This is a genomic window from Pseudomonas sp. IT-232MI5 (assembly GCF_949767845.1).
In the GTDB taxonomy this organism is placed as follows: domain Bacteria; phylum Pseudomonadota; class Gammaproteobacteria; order Pseudomonadales; family Pseudomonadaceae; genus Aquipseudomonas.
Genome location: NZ_CATKQE010000014.1, coordinates 20,798 through 38,783, shown reverse-complemented (window position 1 = coordinate 38,783; position 17,986 = coordinate 20,798). Strand labels below are relative to the sequence as shown.

Genomic DNA, 17,986 nt, shown 5'->3' with positions numbered 1-17,986 from the left:
GCGATGGAGTGATTAGGGAATAAAACCGGGAAAAGCGCACCTGTCAGATCTGACAGGTGTTTTAACGTTTTAGACCAACGGTAGTAACGGTATGGCTCAAGGTTTGCGCAAAGTCTTCTGCCGCACAATATAAACCGTCACCAACACCGCACTGGTCAACATGAACCCCCGCGCCCACGGCAATGGCACCAGGTAACACGAGAACAGAATACTCGCCCACATCAGCCCGATCGCGTAGACCTTGCCCTTGAGCGGAATGCCGTTGCCATCGAGGTAATCGCGGATCCATGGCCCGAGTCGTGGATGCTCGACCAGCCATTGATAGAAACGCGCAGAGCTGCGCGCGAAACAGGCCGCGGCGAGCAGAAGGAAAGGGGTGGTGGGCAGGACGGGCAGGAAAATCCCGATCACCCCCAATGCCACGCTGAGCCAGCCGACGGCCAGCAGGAAGTAGCGCAACATCAGGGGGCGGTTGCCTATGGGATTGTCCATAGGCCGGATCTTAGTGGTGACGTGGCTTGAGGATCGCCGGTTTTTCGTCGGGCGCCTGGCACAGCAGGTACAGCGCGGTCAGGGCTTCCGGAATTTGCACGATCATGTCGTCCATCAGGTTGGCGTCCTTGGCGATGTCTTCGAATTCTGGCTGTTCGTCGAACAGGCCCGAACCGACCATGATCGGCAGCAACATTTCGCTGACTTCTTCTTCGGCGGTTTCAAACCAGGCCGCTTCACGCAGGAACACGCCTTCCATGAAACCGATGCACCAGCCGCGCAGTTCGGAATCGTCCGGCTCGTCGCCCAGATCCAGTTCGCATGGCAGTTCGAATTCTTCATCCGAAGCCAGTTGACGGGCGATGTGTGCCTTGAGGCCGATCAGGGTGGCTTCGATCTCTTCGCGCTGGGCGTCGCTGCTGTAATGCGGCTCTTCAGCGAACAGGGCGTCGATCCACTCACGCTCCGGTACGTCTTCGGCGCAGATAGACAGCGCGGTCAGGTAGCCGTGAGCGGCCACGTAATCCAGCGCCTCGTCATGCAGCTCGTCGGCGTCGAGGAAGACTTGCAGGCGGGTCAGTTGCTCAGCGAAGGACATTACGGGGCTACCTTGGGGAATAAACAATGCGGGAATTCTAGGCTTTCTTGCGCGCTCAAGCCAGCCGCATGGCAGATTTGACCTGCCATACCCTGCATACACCCTGTAGGAGCTGCCGAAGGCTGCGATCTTTTGATCTTGTCTTTATTAAAAGCAAATCAAAAGATCGCAGCCTTCGGCAGCACCTACACAGGTATCAGCGATTGTATCGACGGGTGTCGCCCTGTGCAGGGAAGGGCTCGGGTATACTGCCGCGTTTTGCGATCCCTGCCGCATTGCGGCTGTCATGCAATGCGCTCTTACGTTTTGTTTAAGCAGCCGTGGCTGTTCTGAACCAGCCTGCGCAGGGATGTATCGGTAGATTTTTGGAGTTTTTATGCTCGAACAGGCTCAGCGCGTCCTCAAGGACATCTTCGGCTACGACAGTTTCCGTGGCCGTCAGGGTGCAATCATTGAGCGCGTGGCCAGTGGCGGTGATGCGCTGGTACTGATGCCTACCGGTGGCGGCAAGTCGCTGTGCTTCCAGGTGCCGGCGCTGCTGCGCGAGGGCCTGGCGGTGGTGGTATCGCCGCTGATCGCACTGATGGACGATCAGGTTGCCACACTCGAAGAGCTGGGCGTGGCCGCCGCCGCGCTGAATTCCACCTTGAGCGCCGAGCAGCAGCGTGATCTCGCGGCGCGGATCAAGCGCGGTGAAGTGAAGATGTTGTATCTGGCGCCCGAGCGTCTGGTGCAGCCGCGCATGCTCTCATTCCTGCAGAGCCTGAACATCGCGTTGTTCGCCATCGATGAAGCGCACTGCGTGTCGCAGTGGGGCCACGACTTCCGTCCGGAATACCTGCAACTGGGCCAATTGGCCGAGATGTTCCCTGACGTACCGCGCATCGCCCTGACGGCCACTGCCGACAAGCGTACCCGCGAAGAAATCGTCACCCGCCTGCACCTGCAAAATGCCGAGCGCTTCCTGTCGAGCTTCGACCGCCCGAACATTTTTTACCGCATCGTCCCCAAAGAGCAGCCGCGCAAGCAGTTGCTGGCGTTCCTCGCCGAGCGGCGCAGCGATGCCGGCATCGTCTATTGCCTGTCGCGCAAGAAAGTCGAGGAAGTCGCGGCGTTCCTGAGCGAGCAGGGCTTCCCGGCGCTGCCGTATCACGCCGGTTTGCCCAATGAGCTACGTGCCTTCAACCAGAAGCGCTTCCTCAATGAGGAAGGCCTGATCATGGTTGCCACCGTGGCGTTCGGCATGGGCATCGACAAGCCCAACGTACGTTTTGTCGCGCACCTCGATCTGCCGAAATCCCTTGAAGCGTATTACCAGGAAACCGGTCGCGGCGGCCGTGACGGCCTGCCGGCGGATGCTTGGATGGCCTACGGTCTGCAAGACGTGGTGATGCTCAAGCAGATGCTGCAAAACTCCGAAGGCGACGAGCGGCACAAGCGTCTCGAGCAACACAAGCTCGACGCGATGCTGTCGCTGTGTGAAGAAACCCGCTGCCGTCGCCAGACCCTGCTTGCGTACTTTGATGAAGACATGCCCGAGCCTTGCGGGCATTGCGACAACTGCGTCGATGGCGTGCAGACCTGGGATGCCACCGAGCCCGCACGTCAGGCATTGTCGGCGATTTTCCGCACCGGCCAGCGTTATGGCGTCGGTCATCTGGTCGACGTGCTGCTGGGCAAGGACAACGAAAAAGTCCGCAGTTTTGGCCATCAGCATCTGTCGGTGTACGGCGTCGGCAAGGCACTGAGCGAGAGCGAGTGGCGCTCGCTGTTCCGTCAATTGGTCGCGCGCGGTCTGGCGGATGTCGATCACGAAGGTTATGGCGGTCTGCGTCTGAATGACAGTTGCCGGCCATTGCTCAAGGGTGAAGTCACGCTGGAGTTGCGCCGCGATCTCAAGCCGCAGGTCACCGCCAAAACCGCCAGCAAGAGCCCGGCCAGCCAACTGGTGCGCGGCGAAGAGCGCGAACAGTGGGAAGCCCTGCGCGCACTGCGGCGCAAACTGGCCGAAGAACATGGCGTGCCACCGTACGTCATCTTCCCCGATTCGACGTTGCTGGAAATGCTCCGCAGCCAACCGACTTCGCTGGCGGAAATGGCCCGGGTCAGCGGGGTCGGCGCGCGCAAGCTGGAACGCTATGGCGATGCCTTCCTCGAAGTGCTCGGCGGCGAGGTCGAGGCGCCGAAAGCGGTGGCCGACGTGCGCCACGAACTGATCACCCTGGCACGCGCCGGCATGACCCCGATGCAAATCGCCGGTCAGTTGCAGTGCTCGGAGAAGAACGTCTACACCATGCTCGCCGAGGCGATCGGCAAGCAGCAGTTGTCGCTGGAACAGGCGCTGGATTTGCCTGAAGAATTGATGGGCGAAGTGCAGGACGCGTTCCTTGATGGAGAAGGCGAGTTGCCGTCGGTCGCCGAGGTGGCCGAGCTGTTTGCCGGGCGTGTGCCGGAAGGCGTGCTGTATTGCGTGCGTGCTGCGCTGCAATCGGAATTCGAAATGTAATTCGCCTGAGCACCCTCACCCCAGCCCTCTCCCAGAGGGAGAGGGGGCCGACCGAGGCGTCTTGCGTTAAACATCGACCTGAAAAATCGAGTCGATTATGGACTCACCAAAGCACGTTCAAGTCGCTGAATATTCCGAGCATCCCCCATTCAGTCCCCTCTCCCTCTGGGAGAGGGCTAGGGTGAGGGCTGTCCCATTCTGGATTCAGCAAAGCAGTCCCAAGTCGCTGAATATCTAAAGCATCCCCATTCAGTCCCCTCTCCCTACGGGCGGTCCGACGTTTCGGGAGGTTAGGGTGAGGGGCTTGAAGATGTAACGATTCAGTACAGACCGCCACTTGCCTATAACTGCAGCTCATGCTTAGCTGGCTAATAATTAGAAATTCTTTATTTTCAGTCTAACCGTGAGTGTTTTATGCCGTTAACCGATCAACACCGCTTTGGCATGCAACTGGCCCAGATGTCCCGTGGCTGGCGTGCCGAACTGGATCGACGCCTCGCCGGGCTGGGGTTGTCCCAGGCGCGCTGGCTGGTGCTGCTGCATCTGGCGCGTTTTGAAGAAGCACCGACCCAGCGGGAGCTGGCGCAGAGTGTCGGCGTCGAAGGGCCGACCCTCGCGCGCTTGCTCGATAGTCTGGAGAGCCAGGGCCTGGTGCAACGCCAGTCTGTAATGGAAGACCGCCGGGCGAAAAAAATCGTCCTCTGCGCACCGGCCCTGCCGCTGATCGAGCAAATCGAAACCATTGCCACACAGTTGCGTCATGAGTTGTTCGAAGGCGTCGACGAGGCGGATTTGAAGGTGTGCATGCGGGTTCACGGGCACATTCTGGCCAACCTGGAAAAATCTTGAGGCACATCCACGTGCCGTATCTTTGAGAGATCGCGCTGCGCCGACTATAAGAACTACTGGGCAATATCGTGTTCGTACCGGATGTACGAACGCATAGAAGTCGGTTTTGCTTATTTAAGGGATGCTCATGCTCGCAAGTCGGCACGTGGTACTGCGCGGCGGCGCCAAATGGCTGCTGGTCGCTGGTGTATTGAGTTATTCGGCCTGGTCGATGGCCTTGGGGCTGGGTGATATCACCGTCCATTCAGGCCTCAATCAGCCGCTCAAGGCCGACATTGCCTTGGTCGATGTCGGCGGGCTGACGCAAAACGATTTGGCCGCGCGCCTGGCCACGGCGGATGAATTCGCCGAGGCAGGGGTCGAGCGGGTGTTCTTCCTCAACGACCTCAAGTTCATCCCGATCCTGCATGGCAATCGCCAGATGATCCGGGTGACGTCCAGCAAACCGGTCAACGAACCCTTTCTGAATTTCCTCGTGCAGCTCGATCAACCCAACGGCCGGTTGCTGCGTGAGTACACCGTGTTGATTGATCCACCGGGTTCGCCGGGTATCGTGCCGGCCACCGATGAGCCGGATCCACGTGCGCAATCCTCCGCGTTTCCCACTGTCGAGCCTGTCGTGGCAGCGCCACAGGCACCTCAAGCCAAGCGCGATACCGTGCCAGCACCCCCGCCTGCCAGCGATGCACTGGCCGAGCAGTTGGCCGCCAATGTGTTGCTGAATCAGCAACTGCAGAAGACCGTCGACGAATTGAACGCAAAACTGCAGACACAGGATGTGCAGATTGCCGACGGCAAGAAGCAGATCAGTGACTTGCAAACACGTCTGGTCGAGTTGCAGAAATCGCCGCCCCCGACTGTGGTGACCCCGGCACCTGCTCCTGCGCCAGTCGTTGCACCGGTCGAATCCAGCGATGACAGTTTGAACTGGTCATTGCTCGGCGGCCTGTTGCTGTTGCTGGGCGCATTGGCCGGGTTGTTTGTGCACCGTCGACGGCAACAACAGCGGCAGGTTGCCGAGCCGCTGCCACTGTTGCCGCAAGGCAATGAGCCGGAGGCGGCGGAGGCCGAGAACACCGAGTCGGTCAGAATTCACACATCAGACCAACACCGCGAAGAACCCGCCGCTGGTGATGTGCTGGAGGCGGTGGGGATCTATCTGGCTTATGGCCGATTGGGCGAAGCCGCCGGGCTGTTGCGCGACGCCTTGCACAAGGAGCCTGCGCGCACTGATATCGGTTTGCAGTTGCTAGAAGTGCTGGGACGTCAGGGTGACAGCGCCGCGTATGAACAACAGGAAAGTCATTTGCATGAGCTGGGTGTGGATGCCCGGACGTTGCAGGATGTTCGCGCGCGGCACCCGAAACTGGTGGGTGCAGCACCGTTGGCCGTGGTACCGCCGATTGTTGCAGCGGCCCCGATTGCCGCTGCCCAACCGGCGCCTGAAGATGATTTCGAACTGAATCTGGGCGAGCTGTCGATGGATTCCAGTTGGGATCTGGAAGACAGTCGCCCGACCACCGCTGAACCTGCAGCAGACACCTCGGCGCTCGGCTCCGGTCTGCAGGTTCTGCCTCAGGACTTTGAATTGCCCGAGCCCAGCGAAGAGGCCGAACTCGAGTGGATCCCTGAATCGGAAGCCGGGCCGCTGGATGAAGATTTTCTCAATGAGTTTGCTGATGCCGAGCCGTCACTGGCGTTGCAACCGTTGGATTTGCAGGAGCCGGAACTGGTACACGACGCCAACTCCGGCAAACTCGAACAGGCGCAGACGTGCATTGATGACGGTGACATCGACAGTGCAATTGCGTTGCTCAATGAATTGCTCAAAGAGGGCGATGAACCTTTGAAGCAAACGGCGCGGACGTTGCTGGCGGGAATTCGCTGAAGCCTCCGATCCGATTTTGCGGTTGAGCTGATACCGCCTTCGCGAGCAGGCTCACTCCTGCATTGGAATGCGTTCCCCTGTGGGAGCGAGCCTGCTCGCGAAGGCGGATTGTCAGGCGACCTGATCAGAAGGTCTGCCCAAGGTTCAGATAAACCGCCTGCTCATTCGCATCATTCAACCCATAACTGAAATTCAACGGCCCCAGCGGCGTGTCAAAACCGATGAACACGCTGGCCGCGTTGATATAGCCGCTGTCGAACTCATTGTCGTTGTTCCACGCCCGTCCACGCTCCAGCGAGGCGCCGGCATACAGCGGGAAGTCCAGTGGCAGATACGAGCGCGGCGTCAGCCGGCGGTAGTACACCGCGCGCATCAGGCTGACGTTCTGCCCGGAAATCGCGTCTTCTCTGAACCCCGACAACTGCCGCGCACCGCCAAGCAGGAAGCTTGACGTGACCACGTTGGCATCGTCCAGCGTACGCCCGTAACGACCACCGAGAATCAGCGTATCCGGGCCACGGCTCATGGCTTTGTCGAGTTTGAATTCCCACTGTCGGTAGCGCGTATCCGAACCCAGGCCCGGTTCGAACTGCATCAGCGTCAGACTGACGTCTTTGCCTTCATGAGGGAAGTAGACGTTATCCAGCGAATCGTAGGAATACTTCAGCGCGTAGAAGCCTTCGTTGAAGTTTTCACTCGGCAGATCCTGATCGCCAATCCGCACATCGGCCTTGCCCCACGCCTCGCCGACACCGAAACGCACTTCGCCGTTGTTGCCGATCTGTCGGCCGAAGTTGAGGCCGAAACCGTAGCGCTCGACGCGATACTGCGCGATCGGATCGTTGTCGAGCACCGCTTCAACGTTCTGCGCCTCGAACGAGGCGTACGGTGCGACGAAGTAACGCGAGCCGACGTCCAGCGGTTGATAGAACTCGGTGTACAGCTCTTGTTTGTCGCCAATCTGCGCGCGGGTCAGCCATTCCGCGCCGAGGCGGTTGATACCGTTGATGCGATAGCTGGCGCCGAGATTGAAGGCGCTGTCGCCGCGCATGTCGTCCGACAGATTGAGGCCGACCCGCAAGTAATCGGTGCCGCTGCGCTTGCCCCGAGCGCTGATCACCAGTGTGTGATCCTCGCCCTTGTGCACCACGCGGTACTGCACTTGTTCGAAGTAGTCGAGGCCGTACAAAGTGCCCATGTCCGAGTGCAATCGGGCCAGATCCAGCGGCTCGCCAATGTGCTGGCGTATGTAGTAGCGGATCACATCGTCGTCGACTTTCGAGTCGTTCTCGACGCGGATGCCCGTGATGATTGGTGTGCGTTGACCCGGCGAACGTGCGGCGTTGAGTTCGGCGTCCTGGGATTCTTTGGGTTTGAGGACGGCGAGGCGCGCATCGAGGATTCGCGTGGCGCGATAACCGGCATCGATCATCTCCTGAGCCTTGCCGAAATCAGTGACACCGAACGCTGCCAGCGCGGGCTGGATCAGCACATCGGAGGATTTCAGCGCGGCCAGTTGTTCTTCGGAGTTACTGCGGGTCATCAGGGTGATCGACTGGTTCAACACATCGACCACGGTGGTCAGTTGCTTGCGGTTGCGCAGCGGTGTACCGATGTCGACGACGATGGCCACGTCGACGCCCATTTCCCGCGCGACATCCAGCGGGATGTTGTCGGTCATGCCGCCGTCCACCAGCAGCCGGCCGTCGAGTTCGACCGGGGCGAACACCGCCGGGATCGACATGCTGGCGCGGATCACCTGGGGCAGATGACCTTTGCGGAACACCACTTTTTCGCCGTTGGAGATGTCGGTGGCGACAGCGCGGAACGGAATCGGCAGTTTGTCGAAATTCCGGGTGTCGCTGGTGTGGGCCAACAGGCTTTCCAGCAGCAACGAGAGGTTTTGGCCCTGAATCACACCCAGTGGCAAGCCAAGGCTGCCGTCGTCACGAAAGCTGAGTTTCTGTTTGACCAGAAAGTCGCGGTCATCCTGTTTACGCCGAAACGGCACATCTTCGCGCGGCGGCGCGTCGGACAGCGCGGCTTGCCAGTCGATGTTCAGCGCGAGTTTTTCCAGCTCATCGATCTTGTAACCCGAGGCGTACAGCCCGCCAACCACCGCGCCCATGCTGGTGCCGGCGATCGCATCGATCTTGATGCCTTGCTCCTCCAGCGCCTTAAGCACGCCGATGTGCGCCAGCCCGCGCGCCGCGCCGCCGGACAGCACGAGGCCGACTTTCGGTCGCGTCGCGTCACTGGCATCGACGCCGGCGTGAGCGAACAAAGGGAGGAAACCAAGCAGCAGGCAGAACAGCAGACGGCGCATTGTGAGTCTCGGGGCAAGCGTTAAAGCCGGCTATTATAGCGGCGCCCTCTGTCTCAGGAGTTTCAGCGAACATGACTGTCGCAAAAGCAGAAGTTGTCATCACCTATTGCACCCAATGCCAGTGGCTGCTGCGCGCCGCGTGGCTGGCGCAGGAACTGCTCAGCACCTTTGCTGACGACCTCGGCAAAGTGTCCCTGGTGCCCGGCACCGGCGGGGTGTTTCACATCAGCTGCGCCGGCGTGCAGATCTGGGAACGCAAGGCTGACGGCGGTTTTCCCGAGGCTAAAATCTTGAAGCAGCGAGTTCGCGATCAGATCGATCCTGACCGCGACCTCGGTCACAACGACCGCACTCAGTGAGACGCGGCCTCGGCGGCGACAGCTTTCTTGTCGGCATGGCCTGACATCCGCGCCGACACAACGATGGCGACGATGATCAATGCGCCGCCGATCAACATCTTCGGCGTCGGGTTTTCATTGAACAGCAACCAGGCGACGGTGATACCGTAGACCGGCTCCATGGCAAACACCACCGCTGCCGTGCGCGCCTTGATCACCGCCAGACTGGCTACAAACAGGCTGTGTGCGACGCCGGTACAGAACACCCCGAGCAGCGCAATCCACAGCCAGTCGAGTGCGCGCACTTCGCTCAGTTGCGGTGCTGCAACTGGTAGTAGACACAGCGCGACCACGACGTTTTGGCACAGCGCCGCTTGCACCGCCGGAATCCGCCCGGAGCTGGCGCGGTTGGTCAGCGACAGCAGGGAAAACAGCAGCCCCGAAAGCACCGACCAGAGCAAGCCAATGGTCGCGCCGCTGCCGAGATCGAAGGCCGGGGTCACCAGAATCAGGCCGATGCTGACCAACACCACCAGCAGTATTTCATTGGCGCGGATGCGTTCGCGAAAGATCAGTCCTTCGAGAATCACCGTGAAGGCCGGGAAACTGGCAAAACCCAACGTCGCGATGGCGACACCAGCGATCTTCACAGACAGGAAGAAACTCACCCAGTGCCCGGCCAGCAACACGCCGCTGAGGGCCAGACGCCGCCAATCCACGGCCTGAAGTTTCTGCCAGCCGCTCTGGCTGGCGAAGCGGGCGAAGAACGCCAAGGCGACAACGGCGAAAGCCGCGCGACCGAACACGATCACAGCGGGGGAGGCGGCAGCGAGTTTGCCGAACACACCCGTCAGGCCAAACATCAAAGCACCGATATGCAGAGCGCCGAGGGCGGTACGCGGAGTCATTGCAATCCTTCTATCTCAAACACAATCTCAACTATTGATTGTTCCCACGCAGCAGCGTGGGAATGACCATTTACTGTAGGAACTGCCGAAGGCTGCGATCTTTTGATCTTGCTTTTGATCGTTCCCACGCTCTGCGTGGTAACGCCTCTAGGGACGCTCTGCGTCCAGTGACGCGGAGCGTCACGGGCTGCATTCCCACGCGGAGCGTGGGAACGATCAAAGATCGCAGCCTTCGGCAGCTCCTACATTTAAGCGTGTAGAGCTCAGTAAGTCTGTCGGCAGGCTATCGTCTTTTGTCGCAGGAATCGCGCCGAAGCTGGCCGGGTGATGCACCGAACTCACGTAGGACAGCAGCCGAGAAAGCACTTTGCGAGCTGTAGCCGACGCGACTGGCAACTTCGCCGATCGGCAGGGCTGTGTCGCGGAGCATTTGCACGGCCAGATGCAGGCGTCGGCTGCGGATGTAATCCATCGGCGTCTGCCCGCATTCGGCCATGAAACGCGCATGCAGACGCGCGCTGGACAATCCTGCCACCCGTGCCAGATCGGCGACTTGCAGCGGATACGCGGCGTATTGCTCGATGTGCGCATCCAGCGCGGCATAGGGCAGGCGCCGTGCGGCGACTTCGGTCGGTTGCGCATGATTGAGGCTGGCCAGCAGCAACACCGCGCCTTGTTGCGCGATCAACGGATCGCTGACCGGGCTGTTCGCCAGCCAACTGACCAACTGGCTTTGCCCCGAATCCAGCGACAAGCGCGCCGGTTGATCGAGCAGACGATGGCTGGCGTCGGCATGCTCGCCCAGTGAATCCGTCAGCCATTGGCCGTCCGGGATATCCAGTACCAGACAGCGGCTACCATTGGGACTGCCGCAGGCATGATGAGCGCCGGAAGGGATAACTACAAAACTCTGCTGACGCACCTGACTGCCACAACCCTCGACCTCGAAATCCAGCGCACCGGACAGCCCGAACACCAATTGCGCGTGGTCGTGGCTGTGGACGATCAAATCGTGGGTGTACTGACGCAGGGTGAGGATCGGTCGCATGGCAGGTTGTCTCCGAAGTGGTCGCCAGTCTACACCGGCGCACACCGGATGCGTTGTCACAGGACTGACTCACGCTTGTCATGGTCGATTAACCGGGCAGGCGCAAAGTGGCGAAAACATCGCAGAGGGTTGCCCATGACCAGCGCCGAGCTCGCCAGACCCAGTCGCAAACAACGCGTGCGCACCCTGTGGATCTCCGACGTGCACTTGGGCACGCGGGATTGCCAGGCCGAGCACTTGTCGCAATTTCTCAAGGGCTACCATGCCGACAAGATTTATTTGGTCGGCGACATCATTGACGGCTGGAAACTGCGCGGCGGCATGTACTGGCCGCAAGCGCATACCAATGTGATCCGGCGTTTGCTGACCATGAGCAAGCGCGGCACCGAGGTGATCTACGTCACCGGCAACCACGACGAATTCCTGCGTCGGTATTCGAAGCTGATACTGGGCAATATCCAACTGGTCGACGAGGCGGTGCATGTCACCGCAGACGGGCGGCATCTATTGGTGATTCACGGCGATCAGTTCGATGTGATCACCCGTTATCACCGCTGGCTGGCCTTCCTCGGCGACTCGGCCTACGAATTCACCCTGACCCTCAATCGCTGGCTCAACCATTGGCGTGCGCGCTATGGCTACGGTTACTGGTCGCTGTCGGCGTACCTGAAACACAAGGTGAAAACCGCGGTGAGTTTCATCAGCGACTTTGAAGAAGCCATCGCCCATGAATGCGTGAAGCGCGAGTTGCATGGCGTGGTGTGCGGGCACATTCACCACGCCGAGATCCGCAAGGTGGGGGAGGTGGATTACCTCAATTGCGGCGATTGGGTGGAGTCGTGCACGGCGCTGATCGAGCATTGGGACGGCACGATCGAGCTGTATCGGCTGGCGGACGCGCAGGCGCGGGAGGCGGAGCTGAAAGCGGCCAAAGTCGCCGAACTCGCCTGATTCTCGGGTGTTTTAGAGGGCCTCATCGCGAGCAGGCTCACTCCTACAAGGGGTACGCATTTCAACTGTAGGAGTGAGCCTGCTCGCGATGAACCGCGCAGCGGTTCCCGAAGACACTCAGGCCGGGCTGTGTTCTTCCATTGCCGCTTTGTAAATCGAGTTCTTCGGCTGCGCAAACAACCGTTCCATCATCGGCTCAAAGAAGCTCAACGGCAGCGTGTCATAGTCAGGATCAAACGCCGCCGCATCGTATTTGGCACAGAACTCGGCAGTCGCTTGATACTGCGGATGACCGGCGAACTGCTCGCGCAGATGCCGATCCATGCCCAAATGATGAAAAAAGTAATAACCCTGAAACACCCCGTGCTTCTCGACCATCCACAAATTTTCGGCACTGACGAACGGCTTGAGGATCGCTGCGGCAATGTCCGGATGGTTGTAGGAACCCAAGGTGTCGCCGATGTCATGCAACAACGCGCAAACCACATACTCCTCGTCGCGCCCGTCACGAAAGGCGCGGGTGGCGGTTTGCAGTGAGTGAGTCAGACGATCCACCGGGAAACCACCGAAGTCGCCTTCGAGCAGTTTCAGGTGAGTCAGGATTCGCGAAGGCAGTCGCTTGGCGTAGGCACTGAAGTCGGCGGCGATGATCGCCCAGTCTTCCTGCGTACCGTCCTTCATATGAGTGAAGCGGGCATTGGCATTCATTGGCTGACCCTCATTCAGAACGCCACGCGACCCAGAATCATGTCGCGGTACATGACGAAGTCGCCGAACAGGCTGTACAGCGGATGCTGGAAAGTCGCCGGCCGGTTCTTTTCAAAGAAGAAGTGCCCGACCCAGGCGAAGCTGTAACCGGCCAGCGGCACCGCCAATAGCAGAAGCCAGGCGCCCTTGGCGAGGGTCATCGCCAGAATGAAAATCACCAGCGTGGTGCCGATGAAATGCAGGCGCCGGCAGGTGCTGTTGCTGTGTTCGCTGAGGTAGTACGGATAGAACTCAGCGAAGCTGTTGAAATGCTTGATGTTTTCCACGACCGCGTTCTCTGTGGTTATTGTTCTGGCGACGAGTTGTTCTGCGGGTAGCTTATTTGAGTCTAGAGTGAACATTGGCGTGGGCCAGTGACAATCGGCGCCACTTTAGTATCCTTGGCAAATCAGGCCGTAGCATGCGGCCCCTCATGTAAAAGAAAAACGCCATGAGCGAACGAACGACTTCTGCAAGCTGGGCGATGGGGATTGTCAAAGCATTGGAGATGGACGGCCTGGATTGCCGGGTTCTGTTCAAGCAACTGGGGCTCGATTACACGGCTCTGGATGATCCGGATGCGCGCTTCCCGCAAGATTCCATGACCCGCCTCTGGCAACGGGCGGTCGAGTTGTCCGGTAATCCGGCGATCGGCCTGAACATGGGCAAAGTGGTGCGCCCGGCGTCGTTTCATGTCGCCGGTTATGCGCTGATGTCGAGCAATACCCTGGCCGAAGGCTTCCAGCGGTTGGTGCGCTATCAGCGCATCATCGCCGAAAGTGCCGACCTGAGTTTCCGTCTGCTGGATGAAGGTTACGCGCTGATTCTGACGGTGCACGGCGACCATCTGCCGCCGACCCGGCAAAGCGCCGAAGCCTCGCTGGCCTGTGCGCTGGGCTTGTGTGGCTGGTTGACCGGGCGCACGCTGCACCCGGTCAAAGTCTTGGTGCAGGGCGCCGAACCCGATGACCTGGAACCCTATAAACAAGCTTTCCACGCGCCACTGATGTTCAACGCACCGTACGATGCGCTGATCTTCGAGCGTGCCGACATGGAAGCGCCGCTGCCCACCGCCAACGAGGCGATGGCGCTGTTGCATGACCGGTTTGCCGGGGAATACCTGGCACGTTTTTCCGAAAGCCGCGTGACCCACAAGGCGCGGCAGGTGCTGTGCCGGTTGCTGCCGCAGGGCGAGCCGAAGCGCGATACCGTGGCGCAGACCCTGCATTTGTCGCAGCGCACTTTGCAGCGTCGTTTGCAGGAGGAGGGCACGAGTTTTCAGCAACTGCTCGACGACACCCGCCGTGAACTGGCCGAGCAGTATCTGGCGCAACCGAGCATGACCTTGCTGGAAATCGCTTATCTGCTGGGTTTTGCCGATCCGAGCAACTTCTTTCGTGCATTTCGTCGCTGGTTCGACACCACGCCCGGCGATTACCGGACGCGGTTGTTGCAGGCGCCGGGTGCGGTCAGTGACGCCAAAAGGCCGGAATACACAGCACAAACACCGTAATGATCTCCAGGCGGCCGAGCAGCATGCCGAACGACAGGATCCACTTGGCCGCGTCCGGCAGGGTGGCGAAGTTGCCCGCCGGGCCGATGGTTTCGCCCAGGCCCGGGCCGACGCCGGACACGGTGCTGGCGGCGCCGGTCAGCGCGGTCATCCAGTCGACGCCAAGCAGCGACAGGAGCAGGGCGATCACGCAGATGGTGATGGCGAAGAAGAACGAAAAGGTCAGAATCGAACGGACGATCTCTTCGTCGAGACGGTGGCCGTTGTACTTCTGTTTGATCACCGCGCGCGGGTGAATCAACTGATTAAGGTTGGCCTTGAGGAGGATGTAGGCGACCTGGAAACGGAAGATCTTGATCCCGCCCGCCGTCGACCCGGAACAGCCGCCGACAAATCCCAGATAGAAAAACAACATCAGCGAGAAGTTGCCCCACAGGCTGTAGTCGCCAAGGGCAAAACCGGTAGTGGTGACCACTGACGTCACGTTCAGCGCCACGTGGCGCAGCGCCTCCAGCCAATGCAGATTGGTTGTCCACCAGTACCAGGTGCCGAGCACCAGCCAGGTCACCAGCAACATCCCGAGCAAACCCTGCACTTGCTGATCCTTGATCAGCGCCTTGCGGTTGCCGCGCAACGTCGCCACGTACAGGGTGAACGGCAGGCTGCCGAGAATCATGATAACCACCGCGACCCAGTGCACCGCCGGTTGCGTCCACTTGGCCAGCGACTGGTCGGAGGTCGAGAACCCGCCGGTGGAAATCGCCGACATCGCGTGGTTGATCGCGTCGAACGGGCTCATTCCGGCCCACCAGAACGCCAGACTACCGAGGATGGTAATGCCGACATAAGCCGCCACGATCAGTCGCGCCACCATGTGCGAGCGCGGCATGACCTTTTCCGAACGGTCCGAGGATTCGGTCTGGAACAGGCGCATGCCACCGATCCGCAGCAGCGGCAGAATCGCTACCGCCATACCGATAAAGCCGATGCCGCCGATCCAGTGCAGCAACGAGCGCCACATCAGGATCCCGGGGGACATGTTGTCGAGGCCATTGAGCACGGTCGAGCCGGTCGCGGTAATGCCCGACATGCTTTCGAAAAACGAGTCGGTGTAGCTGATGTGCTGAGTCAGCAGAAACGGCAGCGCAGCGAAAATGCATACCACCAGCCAACTGCTGACGGTCAGCAGATACATATCGCGCGGGCGCAGATGTATGTGTTCGGGGCGGCCGGGAATCACCAGCGCGAGGCCGGCGACAAAGGTGATCATGCTCGCCCAGAGGAACGACGGCAGGTCGCTGGTGCGCTCGAAAATCACCAGGGTGGCCATGGGCACGACCATGGCCACGGCCAAGGTGATCAGGAAGATGCCGATGATGAAACCAATGATCCGTAAGGTCGGCAACGCCATGAAGTCCGCTCGGGCTGATGTGGGAAGGGCGCCATTCTACCCGTGGGGCAGGGCATGTAAACCGGCATCCTGTTGGCAGATGAAGCTAGAATAGCCGCACATTTTTCTCAGGAGGTGGCCGATGCAGGCTCTCGACGCGTTGCTCAACCGTGTTTCCGTTCCACGACTGGTCGAACCGGCCCCCACTGCCGAGCAGCGCGAAGCCCTGTTTGGTGCCGCGTTGCGCGCGCCGGATCACGGGCACTTGCAGCCGTATCGCTTTCTGACCATCGAAGGTGCGGCACGCGAGCAAATGGGCGAGTTGCTGGCCGAGGCTGCGCAACTGCAGGAAGGCGAAGTCACCGAAGCGATGATCGACAAGGCGCGCAACGGCCCGCTGCGTGCACCGCTGGTGGTTGTGGTGATCGCTAAATTGCAGGAGCACGTTAAATATCCGAAGGCCGAGCAGTTGCTCGCTGCCGGGTGTGCGGCGCACGGGATTTTGCTGGCGGCGTATGCGCAGGGGATTGGTGCGGTTTGGCGTACGGGGGATCTGGCTTATTCCCAGCATGTGGCCAAAGGCTTGGGCTTGGTTGAGGGTGAAGAAGTGATCGCGTTCTTGTATCTCGGCACGCCGCAGAAAGAACCGCGTGTGGCGGAGAAGGTTGATCTGGCTGAGTTTGTCAGCGCCTGGCCGGGTAAGGCCTGAAGATCAAAAGCCCCTCACCCTAACCCTCTCCCGGAGGGAGAGGGGACTGATTGGGGGATGCTGTAGAGGTACGCCGACCTGAAAGTGCTCGGTTGAATCCTGCATCGATAACGGCTCCAATGCATTTCAAGCTCGGAGTCGATAACGGCTCCAATGCATTTCGAGCTCGGAGTCGATAACGGCTCCAATGCATTTCGAGCTCGGAGTCGATAACGGTTCCGATGCATTTCGAATCCAGAGTCGGCGACGATTCACGTGCCTTCCGGATCCATAATCAACTCGATTCTTCAGGTCGATGTATAGCGCAAGACACCTCGGTCGGCCCCCTCTCCCTCTGGGAGAGGGCTGGGGTGAGGGGCTTTTCTGGGGTGAGGGTGGCTTTTAGGGTTGGACAACTGCACCGGGGACAAGCGGCAATTCCAGACTGGCAATAAACCCACCCTGCGGATGATTGGCCAACGTCAAACTCCCGCCATGCCGCTCCGCCGCCCTTCGCGCAATCGCCAGCCCCAAGCCATGCCCTGCCGCCGTCTGCCCCGGTGCCCTGTAAAACGGCTCGCCCAACTGGCTCAAATGTTCGGCCTGCACCCCCGGCCCATGGTCACGCACACTCACGACAATTTTTTCGCCCTGACGCGAGGCCTGCATTTCAATCGCCTGACCTTCCGGGTTGAAGCGCTGAGCGTTGCGCAGCAGGTTATCGACGGCGCGCTCGATCATGGTCGGCCAGCCCTTCAGATTCAGTTGCGGTTCGGCATCGAGACGGACGATCTGCTCGGGCGATCCGAGTTTTGCGTCCTTCTGCAAAGTGCCGAGCAGCGCATTCAAATCCACGTCTTCGGCACTGGCGTTGTCCGCATCAACCCGTGCCAGCACCAGTATTTCACTGATCAGCGCTTCCAGCCGATCGCATTCGCGGGTCAGGCGTGGCCAGAGTTTTTCCCGTTCTTCAGGGTTGGCGCGTTCCGCCAGTGCCAAGGCAATGCGCAACCGAGCCAGTGGTGAACGCAATTCGTGGGAGACGTCCCGCAGCAACTGACGCTGACTGCCAATCAAGCTTTGCAGGCGCGCGCCCATGCGGTTGAAGTCATTGGCGAGCACGCCGAATTCATCACGACGGTTGGCCAGTTTCGCCAGGCTGTTTTGCTGGTAAGTCGTCTGCCCCAGATCATGCACCGCGCCGCGCAAACGGCTGAGCGGGCGGGTGATGGAGAAGGTCACCAGCAAACTGAACAGGGTTAGTACCACCAACGCGATGCCTAACGCACTCAATGGCCAAAGCAGGCTTTCGCGGTGCCATGAGTCGAGTTCCGGGTGCGGGATGCGGTAGATGAACAGGTAGGTGTCACCGGTTTTTTCGCTGGTGAATTCGTCGGTGAGGCGACGCCATGGCAGGCGTCGGTCATCGTTGTTCTGGCGTGCTTCGAAGGCGGCGGCGCGACGCGGGAAGGTGCCGCGTACCACCGGGTCGCCGCTTTCGTTGAGCACCTGAACGTCGATGTGATATTGGCGCTTGCGCTGTTCGAGGATGTCCTGGGCGGCTTCTTCGCCCTGGGTTTCGTAAGTTTGTGTCCATTCGCCGGCCAGCGTGTTGAGGCCCGGATGGCGGCTGAGGATCCACGCGTCCTGGTTGAGCATGTGCCCAAGCAGAATGGACAGGCCGGCCACCAGTGCGATGGCCAGCCAGAAGCTCGCGAGAATACGCCAGAACAATGAACGCACA

16 protein-coding genes are annotated in these 17,986 nt (G+C 60.1%); 7 read left to right on the top strand and 9 right to left on the bottom strand.

The annotated features are described in order from the left end of the window. Positions 1-96 precede the first annotated feature (96 nt). Complete coding sequence (locus tag ACM6JQ_RS13005) at positions 97-492, bottom strand: YbaN family protein (protein WP_414893956.1); 396 nt, start codon at positions 490-492, stop codon at positions 97-99. Positions 493-502: 10 nt separating this feature from the next. Next, positions 503-1,090, bottom strand: a complete 588-nt coding sequence (locus ACM6JQ_RS13000) for a YecA family protein (protein WP_016984205.1) — start codon at positions 1,088-1,090, stop codon at positions 503-505. Between the two features lie 376 nt (positions 1,091-1,466). Between ACM6JQ_RS13000 and recQ the strand changes: the two genes are divergently transcribed. The 3 genes from recQ (at position 1,467) to ACM6JQ_RS12985 (ending at position 6,333) form a co-directional block, all read left to right on the top strand. After that, a complete protein-coding gene (recQ, locus tag ACM6JQ_RS12995) occupies positions 1,467-3,596 on the top strand; it encodes a DNA helicase RecQ (RefSeq protein WP_123376281.1) in 2,130 nt (709 codons plus the stop codon). A gap of 414 nt (positions 3,597-4,010) precedes the next feature. After that, positions 4,011-4,445 carry a MarR family transcriptional regulator gene (locus tag ACM6JQ_RS12990; protein WP_007919713.1) on the top strand — a complete coding sequence of 145 codons (435 nt, stop codon included), beginning with the start codon at positions 4,011-4,013 and terminating at the stop codon, positions 4,443-4,445. Between the two features lie 127 nt (positions 4,446-4,572). Next, positions 4,573-6,333, top strand: a complete 1,761-nt coding sequence (locus ACM6JQ_RS12985) for a FimV/HubP family polar landmark protein (protein ID WP_414893955.1) — start codon at positions 4,573-4,575, stop codon at positions 6,331-6,333. A 124-nt stretch (positions 6,334-6,457) separates the two neighbouring features. Here ACM6JQ_RS12985 and ACM6JQ_RS12980 read toward each other — a convergent pair whose 3' ends face one another. Next, the gene (locus ACM6JQ_RS12980; protein WP_007919709.1) at positions 6,458-8,659 is read right to left on the bottom strand and encodes a patatin-like phospholipase family protein; all 2,202 of its coding nucleotides are present in this window, start codon (positions 8,657-8,659) and stop codon (positions 6,458-6,460) included. Between the two features lie 71 nt (positions 8,660-8,730). Here ACM6JQ_RS12980 and ACM6JQ_RS12975 point away from each other — a divergent pair, with 71 nt between their 5' ends. After that, on the top strand, positions 8,731-9,018 hold the full coding sequence (locus tag ACM6JQ_RS12975; protein WP_095114447.1) for a SelT/SelW/SelH family protein: 288 nt from the start codon (positions 8,731-8,733) through the stop codon (positions 9,016-9,018). Here the strand turns inward: ACM6JQ_RS12975 and ACM6JQ_RS12970 are convergent. Together ACM6JQ_RS12970 and ACM6JQ_RS12965 are read right to left on the bottom strand one after the other, a co-directional pair. After that, complete coding sequence (locus ACM6JQ_RS12970) at positions 9,012-9,905, bottom strand: DMT family transporter (RefSeq protein WP_414893954.1); 894 nt, start codon at positions 9,903-9,905, stop codon at positions 9,012-9,014. The two genes, ACM6JQ_RS12975 and ACM6JQ_RS12970, sit on opposite strands and share 7 nt — an antisense overlap. 283 nt (positions 9,906-10,188) lie before the next feature. Then, positions 10,189-10,953, bottom strand: coding sequence for an AraC family transcriptional regulator (locus ACM6JQ_RS12965; protein WP_095114451.1), 765 nt, complete (start codon positions 10,951-10,953; stop codon positions 10,189-10,191). A gap of 135 nt (positions 10,954-11,088) precedes the next feature. Here ACM6JQ_RS12965 and ACM6JQ_RS12960 point away from each other — a divergent pair, with 135 nt between their 5' ends. Then, the gene (locus ACM6JQ_RS12960; RefSeq protein WP_007919701.1) at positions 11,089-11,904 is read left to right on the top strand and encodes a UDP-2,3-diacylglucosamine diphosphatase; all 816 of its coding nucleotides are present in this window, start codon (positions 11,089-11,091) and stop codon (positions 11,902-11,904) included. Between the two features lie 117 nt (positions 11,905-12,021). On the opposite strand, the gene ACM6JQ_RS12955 is transcribed toward ACM6JQ_RS12960, so the two are convergent. After that, on the bottom strand, positions 12,022-12,612 hold the full coding sequence (locus ACM6JQ_RS12955; RefSeq protein ID WP_414893953.1) for an HD domain-containing protein: 591 nt from the start codon (positions 12,610-12,612) through the stop codon (positions 12,022-12,024). Positions 12,613-12,626: 14 nt separating this feature from the next. Continuing rightward, the gene (locus ACM6JQ_RS12950; protein ID WP_123376277.1) at positions 12,627-12,938 is read right to left on the bottom strand and encodes a DUF962 domain-containing protein; all 312 of its coding nucleotides are present in this window, start codon (positions 12,936-12,938) and stop codon (positions 12,627-12,629) included. Between the two features lie 164 nt (positions 12,939-13,102). On the opposite strand from ACM6JQ_RS12950, the gene ACM6JQ_RS12945 reads away from it, so the two are divergent. Beyond that, positions 13,103-14,164 (top strand): AraC family transcriptional regulator, encoded by a 1,062-nt coding sequence (locus ACM6JQ_RS12945; protein WP_202949280.1) that lies wholly within the window; start codon positions 13,103-13,105, stop codon positions 14,162-14,164. Here ACM6JQ_RS12945 and ACM6JQ_RS12940 read toward each other — a convergent pair. Then, positions 14,121-15,575, bottom strand: a complete 1,455-nt coding sequence (locus ACM6JQ_RS12940) for a TrkH family potassium uptake protein (RefSeq protein ID WP_007919691.1) — start codon at positions 15,573-15,575, stop codon at positions 14,121-14,123. The genes ACM6JQ_RS12945 and ACM6JQ_RS12940 overlap by 44 nt on opposite strands. Positions 15,576-15,696: 121 nt before the next feature. Between ACM6JQ_RS12940 and ACM6JQ_RS12935 the strand changes: the two genes are divergently transcribed. Then, entirely contained in the window at positions 15,697-16,263 is a 567-nt protein-coding gene (locus tag ACM6JQ_RS12935) for a nitroreductase family protein (protein WP_007919690.1), read from the top strand. Between the two features lie 381 nt (positions 16,264-16,644). Here the strand turns inward: ACM6JQ_RS12935 and ACM6JQ_RS12930 are convergent, their stop codons facing one another. After that, positions 16,645-17,985: a sensor histidine kinase gene (locus ACM6JQ_RS12930; RefSeq protein ID WP_414893952.1), complete on the bottom strand. Its 1,341-nt coding sequence runs from the start codon at positions 17,983-17,985 to the stop codon at positions 16,645-16,647. Position 17,986 lies beyond the last annotated feature (1 nt).

Excerpts from the sequence above, each read along its gene's own strand:
- ACM6JQ_RS12990 (WP_007919713.1), top strand. The coding sequence starts at position 4,011 with ATGCCGTTAACCGATCAACACCGCTTTGGCATGCAACTGGCCCAGATG.
- ACM6JQ_RS12975 (WP_095114447.1), top strand. The coding sequence starts at position 8,731 with ATGACTGTCGCAAAAGCAGAAGTTGTCATCACCTATTGCACCCAATGC.
- ACM6JQ_RS12955 (WP_414893953.1), bottom strand. The coding sequence starts at position 12,612 with ATGAATGCCAATGCCCGCTTCACTCATATGAAGGACGGTACGCAGGAA.
- ACM6JQ_RS12960 (WP_007919701.1), top strand. The coding sequence starts at position 11,089 with ATGACCAGCGCCGAGCTCGCCAGACCCAGTCGCAAACAACGCGTGCGC.
- ACM6JQ_RS12970 (WP_414893954.1), bottom strand. The coding sequence starts at position 9,905 with ATGACTCCGCGTACCGCCCTCGGCGCTCTGCATATCGGTGCTTTGATG.
- ACM6JQ_RS12935 (WP_007919690.1), top strand. The coding sequence starts at position 15,697 with ATGCAGGCTCTCGACGCGTTGCTCAACCGTGTTTCCGTTCCACGACTG.
- ACM6JQ_RS12945 (WP_202949280.1), top strand. The coding sequence starts at position 13,103 with ATGAGCGAACGAACGACTTCTGCAAGCTGGGCGATGGGGATTGTCAAA.
- ACM6JQ_RS12940 (WP_007919691.1), bottom strand. The coding sequence starts at position 15,575 with ATGGCGTTGCCGACCTTACGGATCATTGGTTTCATCATCGGCATCTTC.
- recQ (WP_123376281.1), top strand. The coding sequence starts at position 1,467 with ATGCTCGAACAGGCTCAGCGCGTCCTCAAGGACATCTTCGGCTACGAC.
- ACM6JQ_RS12980 (WP_007919709.1), bottom strand. The coding sequence starts at position 8,659 with ATGCGCCGTCTGCTGTTCTGCCTGCTGCTTGGTTTCCTCCCTTTGTTC.
- ACM6JQ_RS13000 (WP_016984205.1), bottom strand. The coding sequence starts at position 1,090 with ATGTCCTTCGCTGAGCAACTGACCCGCCTGCAAGTCTTCCTCGACGCC.
- ACM6JQ_RS12985 (WP_414893955.1), top strand. The coding sequence starts at position 4,573 with ATGCTCGCAAGTCGGCACGTGGTACTGCGCGGCGGCGCCAAATGGCTG.
- ACM6JQ_RS12965 (WP_095114451.1), bottom strand. The coding sequence starts at position 10,953 with ATGCGACCGATCCTCACCCTGCGTCAGTACACCCACGATTTGATCGTC.
- ACM6JQ_RS13005 (WP_414893956.1), bottom strand. The coding sequence starts at position 492 with ATGGACAATCCCATAGGCAACCGCCCCCTGATGTTGCGCTACTTCCTG.